This window comes from Pseudomonas sp. RIT357 (genome assembly GCF_000632245.1).
GTDB lineage: Bacteria > Pseudomonadota > Gammaproteobacteria > Pseudomonadales > Pseudomonadaceae > Aquipseudomonas > Aquipseudomonas sivasensis.
In genome coordinates, this window is record NZ_JFYX01000001.1 from 441,857 (window position 1) to 458,438 (window position 16,582).

The 16,582-nt window shown below is 60.2% G+C and carries 13 protein-coding genes; 5 read left to right on the plus strand and 8 right to left on the minus strand.

All coding sequences use genetic code 11. The features are described from left to right. Positions 1 to 100 precede the first annotated feature (100 nt). From sutA to glnK, 4 genes are all read right to left on the minus strand, one after another. Entirely contained in the window at positions 101 to 427 is a 327-nt protein-coding gene (gene sutA / locus BW43_RS25110) for a transcriptional regulator SutA (protein WP_032884367.1), read from the minus strand. Positions 428 to 529: 102 nt separating this feature from the next. After that, on the minus strand, positions 530 to 955 hold the full coding sequence (locus tag BW43_RS25105; RefSeq protein ID WP_032884368.1) for a secondary thiamine-phosphate synthase enzyme YjbQ: 426 nt from the start codon (positions 953 to 955) through the stop codon (positions 530 to 532). A 211-nt stretch (positions 956 to 1,166) separates the two neighbouring features. Then, on the minus strand, positions 1,167 to 2,504 hold the full coding sequence (locus tag BW43_RS25100) for an ammonium transporter (protein WP_032884369.1): 1,338 nt from the start codon (positions 2,502 to 2,504) through the stop codon (positions 1,167 to 1,169). Positions 2,505 to 2,538: 34 nt separating this feature from the next. Beyond that, complete coding sequence (glnK, locus tag BW43_RS25095) at positions 2,539 to 2,877, minus strand: P-II family nitrogen regulator (protein ID WP_002555808.1); 339 nt, start codon at positions 2,875 to 2,877, stop codon at positions 2,539 to 2,541. A gap of 421 nt (positions 2,878 to 3,298) precedes the next feature. On the opposite strand from glnK, the gene BW43_RS25090 reads away from it, so the two are divergent. Together BW43_RS25090 and BW43_RS25085 are read left to right on the plus strand one after the other, a co-directional pair. Next, positions 3,299 to 3,559: an accessory factor UbiK family protein gene (locus tag BW43_RS25090; RefSeq protein WP_032884370.1), complete on the plus strand. Its 261-nt coding sequence runs from the start codon at positions 3,299 to 3,301 to the stop codon at positions 3,557 to 3,559. A 229-nt stretch (positions 3,560 to 3,788) separates the two neighbouring features. Further along, positions 3,789 to 5,285 (plus strand): YifB family Mg chelatase-like AAA ATPase, encoded by a 1,497-nt coding sequence (locus BW43_RS25085; protein WP_032884371.1) that lies wholly within the window; start codon positions 3,789 to 3,791, stop codon positions 5,283 to 5,285. Between the two features lie 3 nt (positions 5,286 to 5,288). On the opposite strand, the gene BW43_RS25080 is transcribed toward BW43_RS25085, so the two are convergent. After that, on the minus strand, positions 5,289 to 7,265 hold the full coding sequence (locus BW43_RS25080; protein WP_032884373.1) for a methyl-accepting chemotaxis protein: 1,977 nt from the start codon (positions 7,263 to 7,265) through the stop codon (positions 5,289 to 5,291). A gap of 177 nt (positions 7,266 to 7,442) precedes the next feature. After that, positions 7,443 to 8,363, minus strand: coding sequence for a LysR substrate-binding domain-containing protein (locus tag BW43_RS25075; protein ID WP_032884375.1), 921 nt, complete (start codon positions 8,361 to 8,363; stop codon positions 7,443 to 7,445). A gap of 152 nt (positions 8,364 to 8,515) precedes the next feature. Here BW43_RS25075 and BW43_RS25070 point away from each other — a divergent pair, with 152 nt between their 5' ends. Continuing rightward, on the plus strand, positions 8,516 to 9,928 hold the full coding sequence (locus BW43_RS25070) for a NorM family multidrug efflux MATE transporter (RefSeq protein WP_032884376.1): 1,413 nt from the start codon (positions 8,516 to 8,518) through the stop codon (positions 9,926 to 9,928). On the opposite strand, the gene BW43_RS25065 is transcribed toward BW43_RS25070, so the two are convergent. Further along, positions 9,925 to 11,598: a bifunctional diguanylate cyclase/phosphodiesterase gene (locus BW43_RS25065; RefSeq protein ID WP_032884377.1), complete on the minus strand. Its 1,674-nt coding sequence runs from the start codon at positions 11,596 to 11,598 to the stop codon at positions 9,925 to 9,927. The genes BW43_RS25070 and BW43_RS25065 overlap by 4 nt on opposite strands. A 267-nt stretch (positions 11,599 to 11,865) precedes the next feature. On the opposite strand from BW43_RS25065, the gene rep reads away from it, so the two are divergent. After that, positions 11,866 to 13,875, plus strand: coding sequence for a DNA helicase Rep (gene rep, locus BW43_RS25060; protein WP_032884378.1), 2,010 nt, complete (start codon positions 11,866 to 11,868; stop codon positions 13,873 to 13,875). Between the two features lie 58 nt (positions 13,876 to 13,933). After that, on the plus strand, positions 13,934 to 14,503 hold the full coding sequence (locus BW43_RS25055) for a xanthine phosphoribosyltransferase (RefSeq protein WP_003176890.1): 570 nt from the start codon (positions 13,934 to 13,936) through the stop codon (positions 14,501 to 14,503). A gap of 126 nt (positions 14,504 to 14,629) precedes the next feature. On the opposite strand, the gene BW43_RS25050 is transcribed toward BW43_RS25055, so the two are convergent. Beyond that, positions 14,630 to 16,552, minus strand: a complete 1,923-nt coding sequence (locus BW43_RS25050; protein WP_032884379.1) for an acetyl-CoA hydrolase/transferase C-terminal domain-containing protein — start codon at positions 16,550 to 16,552, stop codon at positions 14,630 to 14,632. Between the last annotated feature and the right edge of the window lie 30 nt (positions 16,553 to 16,582).

Sequence of the window (16,582 nt, forward strand, 5' to 3'; positions counted from 1 at the left end):
AGATCCCAATATGGGGATCACCACGAAGCTCAAATAAATCAGCAAGCATGAAAAAGCCCGCAGCGACGGCGGGCTTTTTCTTACAAGCAGGTGACTGACCTCAGATAGGTCGGCTGCCGTACTTGTTATCCGGCTTCTTGGGTGGGTCTGCCACCACGTTAGCCTCGACTTCCTGCACTCTGCCGCCTTTAGCGAGGAATTCTTCCATCGCACGGGCCAGAGCATCGCGCTCTTTGTTCTTGGCCTCAACGCTCGGCAATTCATCTACCGAAACAGCTGCCTTGGCTTTGCCTTTGGCCGCAGGGGCAGGCGCATCATCGCCACCATCGTCGTCCGCAACGTCTTCCGCTGCTGCTTCAAGACCTTCTTCGGTGTCGTCTTCGTCACCTACTTCGAGTTCGTCGTTTTCCAGATCATCGTCGCTCATGTTCTACCTCATGACTTGCGAAAAGCAGATTAGTTATAGCCCAGCTTCGCCCTCTGTCGAGGCCGCCAGGGAAAAATCAACATCCACTGGATAACCAGTGGCTTACGCCCCGTCACCGTGCAAGGTGGCGAGGACTTTACGAGCACCGCCATGATCACGGTGCTCGCCCAGATAAACACCTTGCCAGGTACCCATCGCCAAGCGGCCGGCCTTGACCGGCAAACTCAGCTGACAGCCCAGGAGACTGGCCTTGAAGTGCGCCGGCAGATCATCCGGACCTTCGTCATTGTGTTCGAACCCGGCACGGCCTTGCGGCACCAGCAAGTTGAAAAACCGTTCGAAGTCACGGCGAACCGCCGGATCGGCATTCTCGTTGACGGTCAGAGAAGCCGAGGTGTGCTGCAACCACAGGTGTAACAGGCCCACACGACACGCCTTCAATTCAGGCAAGCCGGCAAGCAACTCATCGGTCACCAAGTGAAAGCCCCGGGGCTTGGCCCGCAGGGTAATCAGGGTCTGTTGCCACATAGAGTTCTCCGCCCATCGGCGCGCATTCTAGCGCGCTCTGGGAAAAAACAAAGTGCCGAATACGCCTACGTGCCTGTAAGACATTCGCACACTGAAAAGTGCCGTGTGCGGCCGATCACAAACTTTGCGCAAAAACCGGCACAGCGTCTTACGACTGACAAACACCAGGCAAAAAAATGCCCGGCAAGCCGGGCATTTTTTTTACGCGCACTTACAAGTTGTAGCCGCGTTCGTTGTGTTGCGCCAGGTCGAGGCCGACAGCCTCTTCCTCTTCGGTAACACGCAGGCCAATGACCATATCGAGCACCTTGAGGATGACGTAGGTGACGATCGCCGTGTAGATCACGGTGAAGCCAACACCCTTGCACTGGATCCAGACTTGAGCCGCGATGTCAGTGACGGTGCCGAAGCCGCCCAAAGCAGGGGCTGCGAATACACCTGTGAGGATCGCACCGACGATGCCGCCGATACCGTGCACGCCGAATGCGTCCAGGGAGTCGTCGTAGCCCAGCTTACGCTTGAGGCTGGTCGCGCAGAAGAAGCAGACCACACCGGCCACCAGGCCGATTACCAGAGCGCCCATCGGGCCAACGGTACCGGCGGCTGGTGTAACAGCTACCAGGCCAGCGACTACGCCCGAGGCGATGCCCAGTGCACTTGGCTTGCCGTGAGTGATCCACTCGGCGAACATCCAGCCCAACGCCGCAGCAGCGGTAGCGATCTGAGTGACCAGCATCGCCATGCCAGCAGTGCCGTTGGCCGCAGCAGCGGAGCCGGCGTTGAAGCCGAACCAACCGATCCACAGCATTGCCGCGCCCACCAGGGTGTAACCCAGGTTGTGCGGTGCCATCGGAGTGGTAGGGAAGCCTTTACGCTTGCCGAGCACGATGCACGCCACCAGCCCAGCCACACCGGCGTTGATGTGCACCACGGTGCCGCCGGCAAAGTCCAGCACGCCCCAGTCCCACATCAGGCCGCCGTTGCCGCTCCAGACCATGTGCGCGATTGGCGCATAAACCAGGGTGAACCAGATGCCCATGAAGATCAGCATCGCAGAGAACTTCATACGCTCAGCGAAGGCACCGACGATCAGCGCCGGGGTGATGATGGCGAAGGTCATCTGGAAGGTGATGAACACCGCTTCCGGGAACAACGCCGCAGGCCCGGTGATGCTGGCTGGGGTCACACCCGCCAGGAACGCCTTGCCCATGCCGCCGAAGAAGGAATTGAAGTTGACCACACCCTGTTCCATACCGGTGGTATCGAACGCAATGCTGTAGCCGTAGACGACCCACAGGATGCTGATCAGGCCAGTGATGGCGAAGCACTGCATCATCACCGACAGAATATTTTTGGAGCGGACCATGCCGCCGTAGAACAGCGCCAGGCCGGGAATGGTCATGAACAGCACCAGTGCGGTGGCGGTCAGCATCCAGGCGGTGTCGCCAGAGTTGAGGACTGGAGCAGCCACTTCGTCTGCCGCCATGGCCAGGCTTGGCATTACGATGGACAACAGGGCTCCGAGCCCTGCGAATTTACGCAGAGTCATATTGTTTTCTCCTGGGGCGTTGGGGTTTGGCGGCTTAGATTGCGTCGGTATCGGTTTCGCCGGTACGGATGCGAATAGCCTGTTCCAGATTGACCACGAAGATCTTGCCGTCACCGATCTTGCCGGTGTTGGCGGCCTTGGTTATCGCTTCGATAACCCGGTCAAGATCCTTGTCGTCAATGGCGACATCAATCTTCACCTTCGGCAGGAAATCGACTACGTATTCCGCGCCGCGATACAGCTCGGTGTGACCCTTCTGCCGACCGAAGCCCTTGACCTCAGTAACGGTAATGCCCTGCACGCCGATCTCGGACAGCGACTCGCGTACATCGTCCAACTTGAACGGCTTGATGATGGCAGTGACTAGCTTCATGAAAACTCTCTCCCGAATTGGTGGACTTGCCCCAGGAAAACAAACCCGTCTCAAGTCTAAGCGCAGTGCCTGGCTTTGTAACGCATCGTCGCAAGGGCAGTTGCCTTTGCGACGCCAGCGAACCACTGGTGACGAAACCTGTACCCCTGATCCGTCGGCGCACTGCATTCGTCACAGCGACTGCATCAGTGCATGGGTCATGATCGTCTAAGCAGAAACCTTGCCAGCTCCGTAAAAATCACTGAAATCAGTCCTTTGCCCACTTAACCTCACCCACAGGACTATTTGGCAGCTGCAATGCGCACGAAAACAGTGCGCTGTCGCACAGCCCGATGCGCGAAAAGCGTGCGCTGCAGGCCGCGAAAAAGACTATAGACGCTGCGTGATACACTGCCCGCCAACAGTTTCCGGAATATTTCCCATGCTCGCGCCCAAAGACCTACTCGACGCCCTGAGCGGCCACGCCTCTCGCCTGTTCAGCGGCGAAACCCCTCTGCCCCGCAATGAAATCGAAAGCCAGTTCAAGGCCTTGTTGCAAAGCGGTTTCAGCAAGCTCGACTTGGTAAGCCGGGAAGAGTTTGATAGCCAAATGGTGGTGCTGGCCCGCACGCGTGCGCGGCTGGAGAGCCTGGAGGCGAAGGTGGCTGAACTGGAAGCGCGGCTAATCCCAACGGCCGAGTAACTGACGCAACGAGGCCAAAATGTGGGAGGGGGCTTGCTCCCGATGGCGGTGGGTCAGTGACATATTTATCAACTGACCCACTGCTATCGGGGGCAAGCCCCCTCCCTCCCACATTTGTTCTGCGTCGTTCTCTGGATACGTTCTGTAAAACCTCCCTCCCTCGCTAGCCCCACCCCTCGTCTACCCTTGAAAAACCCGCAGGAAGCGGCCTCTCTTTCAAGGAACGAGCATGTCCCTCGCCATCGTCCACAGCCGCGCCCAGATCGGCGTAGAAGCCCCAGCCGTCACCGTCGAAGTGCACATGGCCAACGGTCTCCCGTCCCTCACGCTGGTGGGCCTTCCCGAAACCGCCGTCAAGGAAAGCAAGGACCGAGTACGCAGCGCAATCCTCAACTCCGCCCTGCAATACCCCTCCCGCCGCATCACGCTCAACCTCGCGCCCGCCGACCTGCCTAAGGACGGCGGGCGTTTTGATTTGGCGATTGCACTGGGGATCCTCGCCGCCAGTGTGCAGGTGCCAGCGTTGATGCTCGATGACATTGAATGCCTGGGTGAGTTGGCGTTGTCCGGCGAAGTGCGTGCGGTCAAAGGTGTGTTGCCAGCCGCTTTGGCGGCGCGCAAGGCTGGGCGCACCGTGATAGTGCCGCGGGCGAATGCAGAGGAAGCTTGCCTGGCTTCGGGGCTGAAGGTGATTGCCGTGGATCACTTGCTGCAGGTCGTGGCGCACCTCAACGGACAAGTGCCGATTGAGCCCTATAAATCCGATGGTTTGTTGTACCTGAACAAGCCCTACCCGGATTTGAGCGAAGTGCAAGGCCAACTCTCCGCCAAGCGGGCGTTGTTGATTGCAGCAGCGGGCGCACATAACCTTCTGTTCAGCGGGCCACCGGGCACCGGCAAGACCTTGCTTGCCAGCCGCTTGCCCGGTTTGCTGCCTCCGCTGAGCGAGCAGGAGGCCCTGGAAGTGGCGGCAATTCAGTCGGTGGTCAGCCTCGCACCGCTGAGCCATTGGCCGCACCGGCCGTTTCGCCAGCCGCACCACTCTGCGTCAGGGCCCGCGTTGGTGGGTGGTGGATCGAAACCGCAGCCTGGGGAAATCACCATGGCTCATCATGGCGTGCTTTTCCTGGATGAGTTACCGGAGTTTGATCGCAAGGTGCTGGAGGTTTTGCGTGAGCCATTGGAGTCAGGGCATATCGTGATTTCCCGCGCCCGCGACCGTGTGAGTTTCCCAGCGCGTTTTCAACTGGTGGCAGCGATGAACCCCTGCCCTTGCGGGTATATGGGCGAACCCACTGGGCGTTGTCGCTGTACACCGGAGCAGGTCCAGCGGTATCGCAATAAACTGTCTGGACCGTTACTGGATCGGATTGACTTGCACCTCACCGTGGCGCGGGAAACAACTGCGCTGAATCCAACCCAGCAGGTTGGAGATACGACGGCAACGGCCTCAGCCCAGGTGGCCGAGGCTCGGGAGCGCCAGCAACAGCGCCAAGGCTGTGCCAACGCCTTTCTTGATCTGCCGAGGCTGCGTGAGCACTGCCAACTTTTGAAAGCCGACGAAGGCTGGCTGGAAAGCGCCTGCGAGCGACTGACATTGTCGCTGCGTGCGGCTCATCGGCTGCTCAAAGTGTCACGCACGTTGGCGGACCTGGATCAGGTGGATGCCATCACGCGGGACCACTTGAAGGAGGCCTTGCAGTACCGCCCGGCCTCCCTCAATTGAGCCTCAGCGAAAGCGATCCACCTCATGACGCAAGCCCGCCGCCAACGTCTCGAGCTCCTTAGCCGTAATCGCCAGGTTCGACACCACTTCCCGCTGCTCGCTGTTGGCCAGTGCGATGCTCTGCAAGTTGCTGCTGAGCAATGTCGCGGTGCTGCTCTGCTCCTGAGTCGCCGTGGTAATCGCCGCGAACTGCTGACCGGCCGAACGGCTCTGCTCGTCGATACGTGCCAGGGCCGACGCCACGTCGGCGTTGCGCGACAGGCCTTCCTGCATCAACGTGTTGCCGTGCTCCATGGTGCTGATGGCGTTGCCGGTTTCCCGCTGAATGCTCTGGATCATCCCGGAAATTTCATCGGTGGCTTCGCGGGTACGCGAGGCCAGGTTACGCACTTCGTCAGCAACCACGGCAAACCCACGGCCCTGTTCACCTGCGCGAGCAGCCTCGATGGCGGCGTTCAGCGCCAGCAGGTTGGTCTGTTCGGCGATGGAGGTGATCACACCGACGATGCCGCCGATTTCCTGAGAGCGCTGGCCCAGGGTATTGATCACCGTGGCCGTGCTATTCAGCGCGGTCGCGATATGTTCCAGCGACGACGACGCCTCCTGCATCGAGGTGCGGCCGATGCGGGTTTGCTGGGCATTCTCTTGAGCCAGACGCTCGGTGTTGCCCATGTTGTCGGCGATATTCAGCGAAGTGGCGCTGAACTCTTCCACCGCACCAGCCATGCTGGTGATTTCGCCAGACTGCTGCTCCATGCCGTCATAGGCCCCGCCGGATAACCCGGACAGTGCCTGTGCACGGCTGTTGACCTCTTCGGCCGCCTTGCGGATATGGGAAACCATGGTCGAAAGCGCTTCACCCATCTGGTTGAAGCTACGGGCCAGTTGGCCGATTTCATCATGGCTGGACACGTTGAGGCGCGCACTCAAGTCCCCCGCGCCCAAGGCTTCGGCCTGGCGCACCAGATCACTCAGCGGCTGCAGTTTGCTGCGCAGCAACCAGACCGTGGCGCCTACCGCCAGCAACATCGCCAGTATGCTGCCGATCACCAGGCGAATACCGACCGCCCAGGTCACTGCACGGATTTCAGCTTTCGGCATGCTCGCGACGACGGCCCAAGGACCGCCGTCGAACGGTACCGAAACACTGTAGAAGTCTTCGTTCTTATCGCTCCAGAAGCGGCCTTTGCCTGGGGTCTTGGCCAGGTCCAGCATCACCGCAACCGACTGGTCCAAGGCCTGCACACCCGCGGGCGGTACCAGCCAACGCTTCTGCTCGTCGAGCAACGCCAGGGAGCCGGTCTGACCGATGCGGAAGCGCTCGAGGTTCTCAAACTGCGCGGCCTGGGCGTCGGTGTAGTCAAAGCCGATGAACAACACAGCGATCACTTTGCCGCTGCTGTCTCGTACGGGACTGTATTGGGTCATGTAGGAGCGATCGAACAACACCGCGCGGCCGATATACGCCTGACCACCGAGCACGCGCTGGTAAGCCGGACCCTGGCGGTCAAGCACGGTGCCGATGGCGCGGCTGCCGTCCTGCTTGGTCAGGGAAGTGCTGACGCGCACAAAGTCGTCGCCGCTGCGCACGAACACCGTGGCCACACCGCCGGACATCTGCTTGAACTCATCGACTTCAGTGAAGTTGTTATTGAGCACTTCGCTGCCCAGCAACAGGCTCGGCGTCTGGACCCCAGCCACCGCGACCATTTGATCAGCCTGCACACGCAACCCGGCGCTGAAGCGCTTTTCAAACAATCCGGTCAGACGCTGGGTGCTCTCGCGCAGCGTGCTGTGGAAGGTATTGAGTTGGTCGGCCAGCAGTCGTGCCTCGCTGGCCAAGTGTTCCTCGCGGGTATCGAGGTTGGCGGAGTCAAGGGAACGCAAGGCGAAAACAGTACTGCCGCTGATGACGACAGCCAAAATCACGGCTAATGCAAGACCTAACTGCGAGGCGATCCGGGCGCGAGGTTGAGACATGAAAGCTCCTGGCCGAGGCCAGGATCATCCTGATCTCATAGCGCTGCTCGGCAAATTATCTGGTGGGAAACGTTGGTGCACGATGGTTCCAACACCCCTACTTCGGCGGCGCTTTGCAATACTTGAGCGAATCGCAGGGGTATCACGCAAACGGTTGCGTGATAGAGCCAGAATTATTCAATCAAGCCGTTCGACATCGGGCAAAACCATGGCCTGCACTTCGCTCTGGAGGAAATCCGCCAAGCGTCGCAAGCGCTCGCCGCCCGGACGGGTTTTCGGCCACACCAAATAGTAATTTTCCCTGCTCGCTACCGCCGTCGGCAACGGCAAGCTTAAACGTCCCTGCGCCACATCCTCGGCCACCATCAGCAGATCGCCCATGGAGACGCCATAACCGCGAGCGGCGGCGATCATGCCCAGCTCCAGGGTATCGAACACCTGCCCACCCTTGAGCGAAACCTGATTCGACAGCCCCATGCGCTCCAGCCAATTGCGCCAGTCCCTGCGGTCGGGCGTGGGGTGCAGCAACTCGGCACCGGCGAGTCGATTTACATCCCATGGGCCATCGTCCAACAGATTCGGCGCGCCCACCGGTATCAACAGCTCAGGAAACAAATAGCTGGCCTCCCAATCCGCCGGAAAGTGCCCGTAGCTCAACAGCACCGCACAGTCGAAAGGCTCCTGGTTGAAATCCACTTCATCCACATTCATCCAGGCGCTGGTCAATTGCACTTCATTGCCTGGCTGTAATGCGCGGAAGCGACTGAGGCGCGCCAACAACCACCGCATAGTCAGGGTCGACGGCGCTTTCATGCGCAGGATGTCATCTTCGGCGTTCAGGGTATGGCAGGCCCGCTCCAGCGCCGCGAACCCCTCGCGCACACCGGGCAACAGCAGGCGCGCCGCTTCCGTGAGCTGTAGGTTACGGCCGCTGCGCTGGAAGAGGCGACAGGCGAAATGCTCTTCCAGCGTGCGGATATGTCGGCTCACCGCACTTTGGGTAATCGACAGTTCCTCGGCGGCGCGGGTAAAGGAGTTATGCCGGGAGGCCGCTTCAAATGCACGCAAGGCATAAAGAGGAGGAAGACGACGAGACATGAGGAAAGCTCCGACAGCAGGATGCCGAAACCGTACCAGAATCAGTCAGGCATGAGTTTTAATCATGTAGATGATCGCTTTTATCCCTTTGTGCAATGAGCTGAGAGGGCCGAGAATCCAACCCTCTCCAACCCTCTGACTTTCTGAGTGTGATGATCATGCAGCATCCAGCGCGTAACGAACTCTGGGCCATTCTGCGGCTGTCTGGGCCGTTGATTGCCTCACAGTTGGCGCACATGCTGATGGTGCTGACCGACACTTTGATGATGGCTCGCCTGAGCCCTGAAGCGCTGGCCGGTGGTGGCCTGGGCGCAGCGAGCTATTCGTTCGTGTCGATCTTCTGCATCGGAGTGATTGCTGCCGTGGGCACTTTGGTGGCAATCCGTCACGGCGCTGGCGACATCGAAGGTGCCACTCGCCTGACCCAGGCCGGGCTCTGGCTCGCCTGGCTGATGGCCTTGGCGGCGGCGCTGCTGTTATGGAACTTGAAGCCGGTGCTGCTGATGTTCGGCCAGACCGATACCAACGTGCAGTCGGCGGGGCAATTCCTGACCATGCTGCCGTTCGCCCTGCCCGGCTACCTGAGTTTCATGGCCTTGCGCGGCTTCACCAGCGCCATTGGCAAGGCCACTCCGGTGATGGTGATCAGCCTCGGCGGCACGGTGCTGAACTACCTGCTCAACCACGCCTTGATCGAAGGTATGTTCGGCCTGCCGAAGCTCGGCTTGATGGGCATTGGCCTGGTCACTGCCATCGTCGCCAATGGCATGGCCCTGACGCTGATGTGGTACATCCGCAGCAACCGCGCTTACGCCGCTTACCCGCTGAGCGCCGGCCTGCTGCGCCTCAACACCCAGTACTTGCGCGAGTTGTGGCGTCTGGGCCTGCCGATTGGCGGCACCTATGCAGTAGAAGTCGGGCTGTTTGCCTTCGCCGCGCTGTGCATGGGCACCATGGGGAGTACGCAATTGGCGGCGCATCAGATTGCCCTGCAAATCGTCTCGGTGGCGTTCATGGTGCCAGCGGGCATGTCCTATGCGGTGACCATGCGCATCGGCCAGCACTATGGCGCCGGGCAGTTGCTGCAAGCGCGCATGGCCGGTCGTGTCGGCATCAGTTTTGGCGCGGCGGTGATGTTGGGATTTGCCGTGGTGTTGTGGCTGTTTTCCGACCCGCTGATCGGCCTGTTCCTCGACCATGACGACCCGGCATTCCACGAGGTGATCGTGCTTGCCGTCAGCCTGCTGGCCGTCGCGGCCTGGTTCGAGCTGTTTGATGGCGTCCAGACCATCGCCATGGGCTGCATCCGTGGGCTCAAGGATGCCAAGACCACCTTCCTGGTGGGCCTGGGTTGCTACTGGTTAATCGGCGCGCCTTCGGCGTGGTTGATGGCTTTCACCCTAGGCTGGGGGCCGACCGGGGTGTGGTGGGGATTGGCGCTGGGGCTGGCGTGTGCGGCAGTCAGCCTGACTTGGGCGTTTGAAGCGAAGATGAAGCGCATGATTGGTCTGGAAGGTGCAGTACCCGAAACCCGCCAAGGGTTCCGGGCCACTCAGCCGGATTAGAACACTTCGCCAGCGAGCGTCTGCTGGCCCTTGCCGAATGTCAGGTATTCCACCAACTCCGGCAACGGCAGCGGCTTGCTGATCAAGTAACCCTGAGCCTGATCGCAGCCAAACAGCCTCAGCAGCGCCAACTGCTCCGGAGTCTCCACGCCCTCAGCCACCACTTCCAGATTCAGGTTGTGCGCCAGGTTGATCATCGCGTGCACCAGCTTGCGATTCTCTTCGCGCTCTTCCATGCCACCGACAAAGCTCTTATCGATTTTCAACAAGGCAATCGGCAGGCTGTTGAGGTGCACGAACGACGAGAAACCGGTGCCGAAGTCATCCAAAGAAAACCGCACACCCAGCCGCCCGAGGGCATCCATGGTCTGTTTGACCAGATCGCTGCGGCGCATCACGGCAGTTTCGGTCAGCTCGAACTCCAGCCATTGCGCCTCCACACCGCGCTCTGCAATCAGCCGGCTGAGGGTAGAGAGCAACTGACTGTCCTGAAACTGGCGGAACGACAGGTTGACCGCCATGTGCAACGGCGGCAGGCCGCGCTCGCGTAGGTCCTGCATATCGCGTAGGGCGCGGGAGATCACCCAGTAGCCCAACGGCACGATCAGACCGCTCTGTTCGGCCAGGGGGACGAATTCGCTGGGCGGCAATAGGCCGCGCTCGCCGTGGCGCCAGCGCACCAGGGCTTCGAGGCCGACAATGTGGCCGTCATCCAGGTCCAGGCGCGGCTGGTAGTGCAGCTCCAACTCATCCCGGCGCAAGGCGCGGCGCAGTTCACTTTCCAGGTCGGCCAGGCTGCGCGCGTTGCGGTTGATGCGCTCGTTGAAGATATGGAAAGTGCAGCCTTGAGTGCTCTTGGCTTGCTGCATGGCGATATGGGCGTGCCACATCAATGGGTCGGCCCCAGCGCGGGCGCGGGCATGGGCCACGCCCAGGCTGCAACCGATCAGCAGGCTTTCGCCATCCACCCAATACGGTTCGGCCATGGCTTCGGTGATGCGCTCGGCCATCCACTCTGCACGCTGGGGTGCGCGGCGGGTGTCAATCAGCAAAGCGAACTCGTCGCTGCCCAGGCGTGCCAATTGGTCGCCGATTTCGAGCTGGCTCTTGAGCCGCGAGACCACTTGCAGGATCAAACGGTCACCAGCCTGGTGGCCGAGGGCATCGTTGGCGTGGCGGAAGTTGTCGAGGTCCAGGTGACCGAGGGCCAGGCCACGCCCCTCGTTCTCGGCGAGCCGCGCCGCCAGCAGGGTCTGGAAGCCCTGGCGGTTGGCGATACCGGTAAGCGGATCTTGTTCGGCCAGGCGTTGCAGGGTGTTTTCCAGCAAGCCGCGCTCACGAACATGGCGCAGGCAGCGGCGCAGTGTGTCGGCGTCCAATGCATCACGGATCAGCCAATCACTCACGCCAAGCGGAGAAACCAACGGTTCCTGCTCCAACAACACCACGCACGACAAGCTGCAACGGCCAGGGCCGGGTTGCAGGCTGGGCGTGGTCAACAGCACGGCGCTGGTGTCATCTTCGAACAGACGACTTACCGAGTCCCAGTTTGGCGCGCTGATCAGCACAGCCCCATCGCCCATCGGCGCCAGGCACTCGCGCAACAACGCTGCCCACTCAGGCGTATCGGCCAGTAGCAGCAAACGCAAGGGTTCGACAGGCGTAGACAAGCTAGCTCCCTAGACTCTGCAAAGTTTCGTTGGCGGCGGGCATTATGACGTGCGGCCTGATAATGACCAATGATAGGGGTTATCAAATACGCAGGTGTAAGCATTTGTCGCTGTTTTAACCGCAAAAAGCCTCGACATCCTGCGGCAAAGTAGCAAAACCGGCAAATTTAGATCGAGTGGTACGTCACACCGTCGATCCAGAGCAGCAGAATCTTGCCAGCCTGTTAAAATGCCCGCCCTTTTGAACAACGACTCCCTGAATTCTGTATGTCCCGACTCAATCCCCGGCAGCAAGAAGCCGTGAACTACGTCGGCGGCCCTCTATTGGTGCTCGCCGGTGCAGGCTCCGGCAAGACCAGCGTGATCACCCGCAAGATCGCACACCTGATCCAGAGCTGTGGCATCCGCGCCCAGTACATCGTCGCCATGACCTTTACCAACAAGGCCGCGCGCGAGATGAAAGAACGCGTCGGCAGCCTGCTCAAGGGTGGCGAAGGCCGTGGCCTCACGGTGTGTACCTTCCACAACCTGGGGCTGAACATCATCCGCAAGGAGCATGCTCGGCTGGGCTACAAACCGGGCTTCTCGATCTTTGACGAGACCGACGTCAAGGCCCTGATGACCGACATCATGCAGAAGGAATACGCAGGCGACGACGGCGTCGACGAGATCAAAAACATGATCGGCGCCTGGAAAAACGACCTGATCCTGCCCGCCGAGGCCCTGGAAAACGCGCGCAACCCCAAGGAACAGACCGCGGCCATCGTCTACACCCACTACCAGCGCACGCTCAAGGCGTTCAATGCGGTGGACTTCGACGACCTGATCCTGCAGCCGGTCAAGCTGTTCCAGGAACACGCCGACATCCTCGAAAAGTGGCAGAACAAGGTGCGCTACCTGCTGGTGGACGAATACCAGGACACCAACGCCAGCCAGTACTTGCTGGTGAAGTTGCTGATCGGTAAGCGCAACCAGTTCACCGTGGTGGGCGACGATGACCAGTCGATCTACGCCTGGCGCGGCGCCCGCCCGGAAAACCTGATGCTGCTCAAGGTCGACTACCCGTCCTTGAAAGTGGTGATGTTGGAGCAGAACTACCGCTCCACCAGCCGCATCCTGCGCTGCGCCAACGTGCTGATCTCGAACAACCCCCACGAGTTTGAAAAACAGCTGTGGAGTGAGATGGGCCACGGCGATGAGATCCGCGTAATCCGCTGCCGCAACGAAGACGCCGAAGCCGAGCGCGTGGCCGTCGAGCTGCTCACATTGCACCTGCGTACCGATCGGCCCTACAGCGACTTTGCGATCCTGTATCGCGGTAACTACCAGGCCAAGCTGATCGAGCTGAAGTTGCAGCACCACCAGATTCCATATCGTCTGTCGGGGGGCAACAGCTTTTTCGGACGCCAGGAAGTGAAAGACCTGATGGCCTACTTCCGGTTGATCGTTAACCCGGACGACGACAACGCCTTCCTGCGCGTGATCAACGTGCCGCGCCGGGAAATCGGCTCGACGACCCTGGAAAAACTCGGCAACTACGCGACCGAACGCAAGATTTCGATGTACGCCGCCACCGACGAGATCGGCCTGGGCGAGCACTTGGACACGCGCTTCACCGATCGCCTGGCTCGCTTCAAGCGCTTCATGGACAAGGTTCGCGAGCAGTGCGCCGGCGAAGACCCGATCAGCGCCCTGCGCAGCATGGTCATGGACATCGACTACGAAAACTGGCTGCGCACCAACAGCTCCAGCGACAAAGCTGCGGATTACCGCATGGGCAACGTCTGGTTCCTGATCGAAGCCCTGAAGAACACCCTGGAAAAAGACGAAGACGGCGAGATGACCGTCGAAGACGCCATCGGCAAGCTGGTACTGCGCGACATGCTCGAACGTCAGCAGGAAGAGGAAGACGGCGCCGAAGGTGTGCAGATGATGACCTTGCATGCCTCAAAGGGCTTGGAATTCCCCTACGTGTTCATCATGGGGATGGAAGAAGAAATCCTCCCGCACCGCTCCAGCATTGAAGCCGACACTATCGAGGAAGAACGCCGTCTGGCCTACGTGGGCATTACCCGCGCGCGTCAGACCCTGGCCTTCACCTTTGCCGCTAAGCGCAAGCAATACGGCGAGATCATCGATTGTGCCCCCAGCCGGTTCCTGGATGAACTGCCGCCGGATGACCTGGCCTGGGAAGGCAATGACGACACCCCGACCGAGGTGAAAGCCGTACGCGGCAACACCGCCCTGGCGGACATACGCGCGATGTTAAAGCGCTAGAATCGACTACTTTTTAATCTACTTTCGGCGCAGACCGCGCCATTAGAGGAAGCTTTCCGTGGAAGCACTGCACAAGAAAATTCGCGAAGAAGGCATCGTGCTTTCCGATCAGGTACTCAAAGTCGACGCCTTTTTGAACCACCAGATCGACCCGGCGCTGATGAAGCTGATTGGTGATGAATTCGCCGCACTGTTCAAGGACTCGGGCATCACCAAGATCGTCACTATCGAGGCCTCGGGCATTGCGCCGGCGATCATGACCGGCCTGAACCTGGGCGTGCCGGTGATCTTCGCCCGCAAGCAGCAGTCCCTGACCCTGACCGAAAACCTGCTGTCGGCAACGGTGTATTCCTTCACCAAGAAAACCGAGAGCACCGTGGCCATCTCGCCGCGTCACCTGACCAGCAGCGACCGTGTACTGGTGATCGATGACTTCCTGGCCAACGGCAAGGCGTCCCAGGCGCTGATTTCGATCATCAAGCAGGCCGGTGCGACCGTTGCCGGTTTGGGGATTGTGATTGAGAAGTCGTTCCAGGGTGGCCGTGCAGAGCTGGATGCGCAGGGTTATCGGGTTGAGTCGCTGGCGCGGGTGAAATCGCTGGCCGGTGGCGTGGTTACCTTCATCTGAAGCCAACACCGCTCAACATGTGGGAGGGAGCTTGCTCCCGATAGCAGTGGGTCAGCCAATATTTTCGGTGACTGATACACGGCAATCGGGGGCAAGCCCCCTCCCACATTTGCGCTCTATTGTCTGTTAGTGCGCGGTGGCCTGCAGGCCGGCGAGTAACAAGCGCTGATACAGATCCTCCTTCAACCCCTCCGGCTTATCCAGGCACATCCGTTTCAGGTGCTCGGGAAACGCCTCCGGCTCCGGTGCATCCAGCGCCGCCTTGCCCAACTCCAGAATTTCCGTCAGCTTGAATTTGCTCTTGAGCCAGTTCAATGCGCGCAACAGATCCCGCTCTTCATCCGTGAAATCGCTGCCCAGCGGATACTCCGGGAACAAACGCCGATGCCGCGCCTGGATACCCTGGAGCCGCTCCGGCGTGTTGTCGGTGAAGCGCGGATCCATCTGGAAATCCTTGGGCAACTTGCCAGCCTTTTGCGCCTGCTCAATCAAGTCGGCCTGGAAGCGCGAGTCGGTGATGTTGAGCAACGCCTCAATGACCTTGGCATCCGTCTGCCCGCGCAGGTCGGCAATGCCGTACTCGGTGATGACGATGTCCCGCAGGTGCCGGGGAATGGTGCAGTGTCCGTACTCCCAGACGATATTGGAACTGACCTCCCCCGCCGACTCACGCCAACTGCGCAGGATCAGGATTGAGCGCGCGCCTTCCAGCGCGTGCCCCTGAGCCACAAAGTTGTATTGTCCGCCCACGCCGCTGAGCACGCGGCCGTCCTCCAACTGGTCGGCCACGCCTGCGCCCAGCAACGTCACCGTGATCGCGCTGTTGATAAACCGTGCATCCTGGCGCTGCAAACGCTTGAGTTCTTCCTGGCCGTACAGCTCGTTGATATAGCTGATGCGGGTCATGTTGAATTCAAGGCGTTTGGCGTGGGTCATTTCCTGCAAACGCTGGTAAAAACTGCGTGGCCCGAGGAAGAAGCCACCGTGGATCGATACCCCATCGGGCTGCGCCGCATCGTCCAGCAAACCGGCGTTGGCTTGTTCCTGAGTGGCCACATCCGGGTAGACCTTGCGCCGGATAATCCCCGCATCCGCCAGCACCAGCAAGCCGTTGACGAACATTTCGCTGCAACCGTAAAGGCCACGGGCAAAGGGATCGACACCGCCTTCATGGCTGATCAGCGGTGCCCACTGATACACATCCAGATCCGTCAGCAGCAGGCGGTAAGCTTCGTTATCGGCTTGGCGCGCCAGCAAGGCGGCGGTCAACGCATCGCCCATGGAGCCAATACCGATCTGCAAGGTGCCGCCATCGCGCACCAAAGTGCTGGCATGCAGGCCGATGAAATGGTCCTGAAACCCCACCGGCATGTTCGGCGTGGAGAACAGTGTAGTGCTGTCCTTAGCATCGATCAGGTAGTCGAACGCGTCCATGCCCAACTCGGAATCGCCGGGCATGTAGGGCAAATCGGTGTGAACCTGCCCAACGATCAAAACGGTTTCGCCCGCTTCACGGCGCTTGGCGATCATGGGCAGCAGGTCGAGGGTGATGTCGGGGTTGCAGCTCAGGCTCAGGCGGTCAGGGTGTTCCGCGCTGCTCGCGACCAGTTGTGCCACCAGGTTCAGGCCAGCGGCGTTGATATCGCGGGCGGCGTGGCTGTAGTTGCTGCTGACGTAATCCTGCTGGGCCGACGTGCTGTGCAGCAGACTACCGGGCTGCATGAAGAACTGCTGCACGTGGATATTCTTCGGCAAGCTGTCTGAGTGCAGCGCGGCGAGAAACTCCAACTCCGGGTAATCCCCAAACACTCGCTCGATAAAGGGTTCCAGAAAGCGCTTCTGCAAGCCATCGCCCATCGTCGGACGGCCCAGGCTCAACGCGGTATAGATCGTCAGCGCCCGCTCCGGCAGCTTGGCGATACGCCGGTACAGCGCATTAACGAACAGATTGGGCTTGCCCAGGCCCAGCGGCATGCCCATGTGAATATGCGCTGGCAAACGCGCCAATACGTCGTCAACTGCTTGCTCGATTGAACACAACTGCACCATCCGACCCTCCTGAACATTCCATGATTAGGG

Excerpts from the sequence above, each read along its gene's own strand:
- glnK (WP_002555808.1), bottom strand. The coding sequence starts at position 2,877 with ATGAAGCTAGTCACTGCCATCATCAAGCCGTTCAAGTTGGACGATGTA.
- BW43_RS25085 (WP_032884371.1), top strand. The coding sequence starts at position 3,789 with ATGTCCCTCGCCATCGTCCACAGCCGCGCCCAGATCGGCGTAGAAGCC.
- BW43_RS25070 (WP_032884376.1), top strand. The coding sequence starts at position 8,516 with ATGATCATGCAGCATCCAGCGCGTAACGAACTCTGGGCCATTCTGCGG.
- BW43_RS25075 (WP_032884375.1), bottom strand. The coding sequence starts at position 8,363 with ATGTCTCGTCGTCTTCCTCCTCTTTATGCCTTGCGTGCATTTGAAGCG.
- BW43_RS25100 (WP_032884369.1), bottom strand. The coding sequence starts at position 2,504 with ATGACTCTGCGTAAATTCGCAGGGCTCGGAGCCCTGTTGTCCATCGTA.
- BW43_RS25050 (WP_032884379.1), bottom strand. The coding sequence starts at position 16,552 with ATGGTGCAGTTGTGTTCAATCGAGCAAGCAGTTGACGACGTATTGGCG.
- BW43_RS25080 (WP_032884373.1), bottom strand. The coding sequence starts at position 7,265 with ATGTCTCAACCTCGCGCCCGGATCGCCTCGCAGTTAGGTCTTGCATTA.
- sutA (WP_032884367.1), bottom strand. The coding sequence starts at position 427 with ATGAGCGACGATGATCTGGAAAACGACGAACTCGAAGTAGGTGACGAA.
- rep (WP_032884378.1), top strand. The coding sequence starts at position 11,866 with ATGTCCCGACTCAATCCCCGGCAGCAAGAAGCCGTGAACTACGTCGGC.
- BW43_RS25105 (WP_032884368.1), bottom strand. The coding sequence starts at position 955 with ATGTGGCAACAGACCCTGATTACCCTGCGGGCCAAGCCCCGGGGCTTT.
- BW43_RS25090 (WP_032884370.1), top strand. The coding sequence starts at position 3,299 with ATGCTCGCGCCCAAAGACCTACTCGACGCCCTGAGCGGCCACGCCTCT.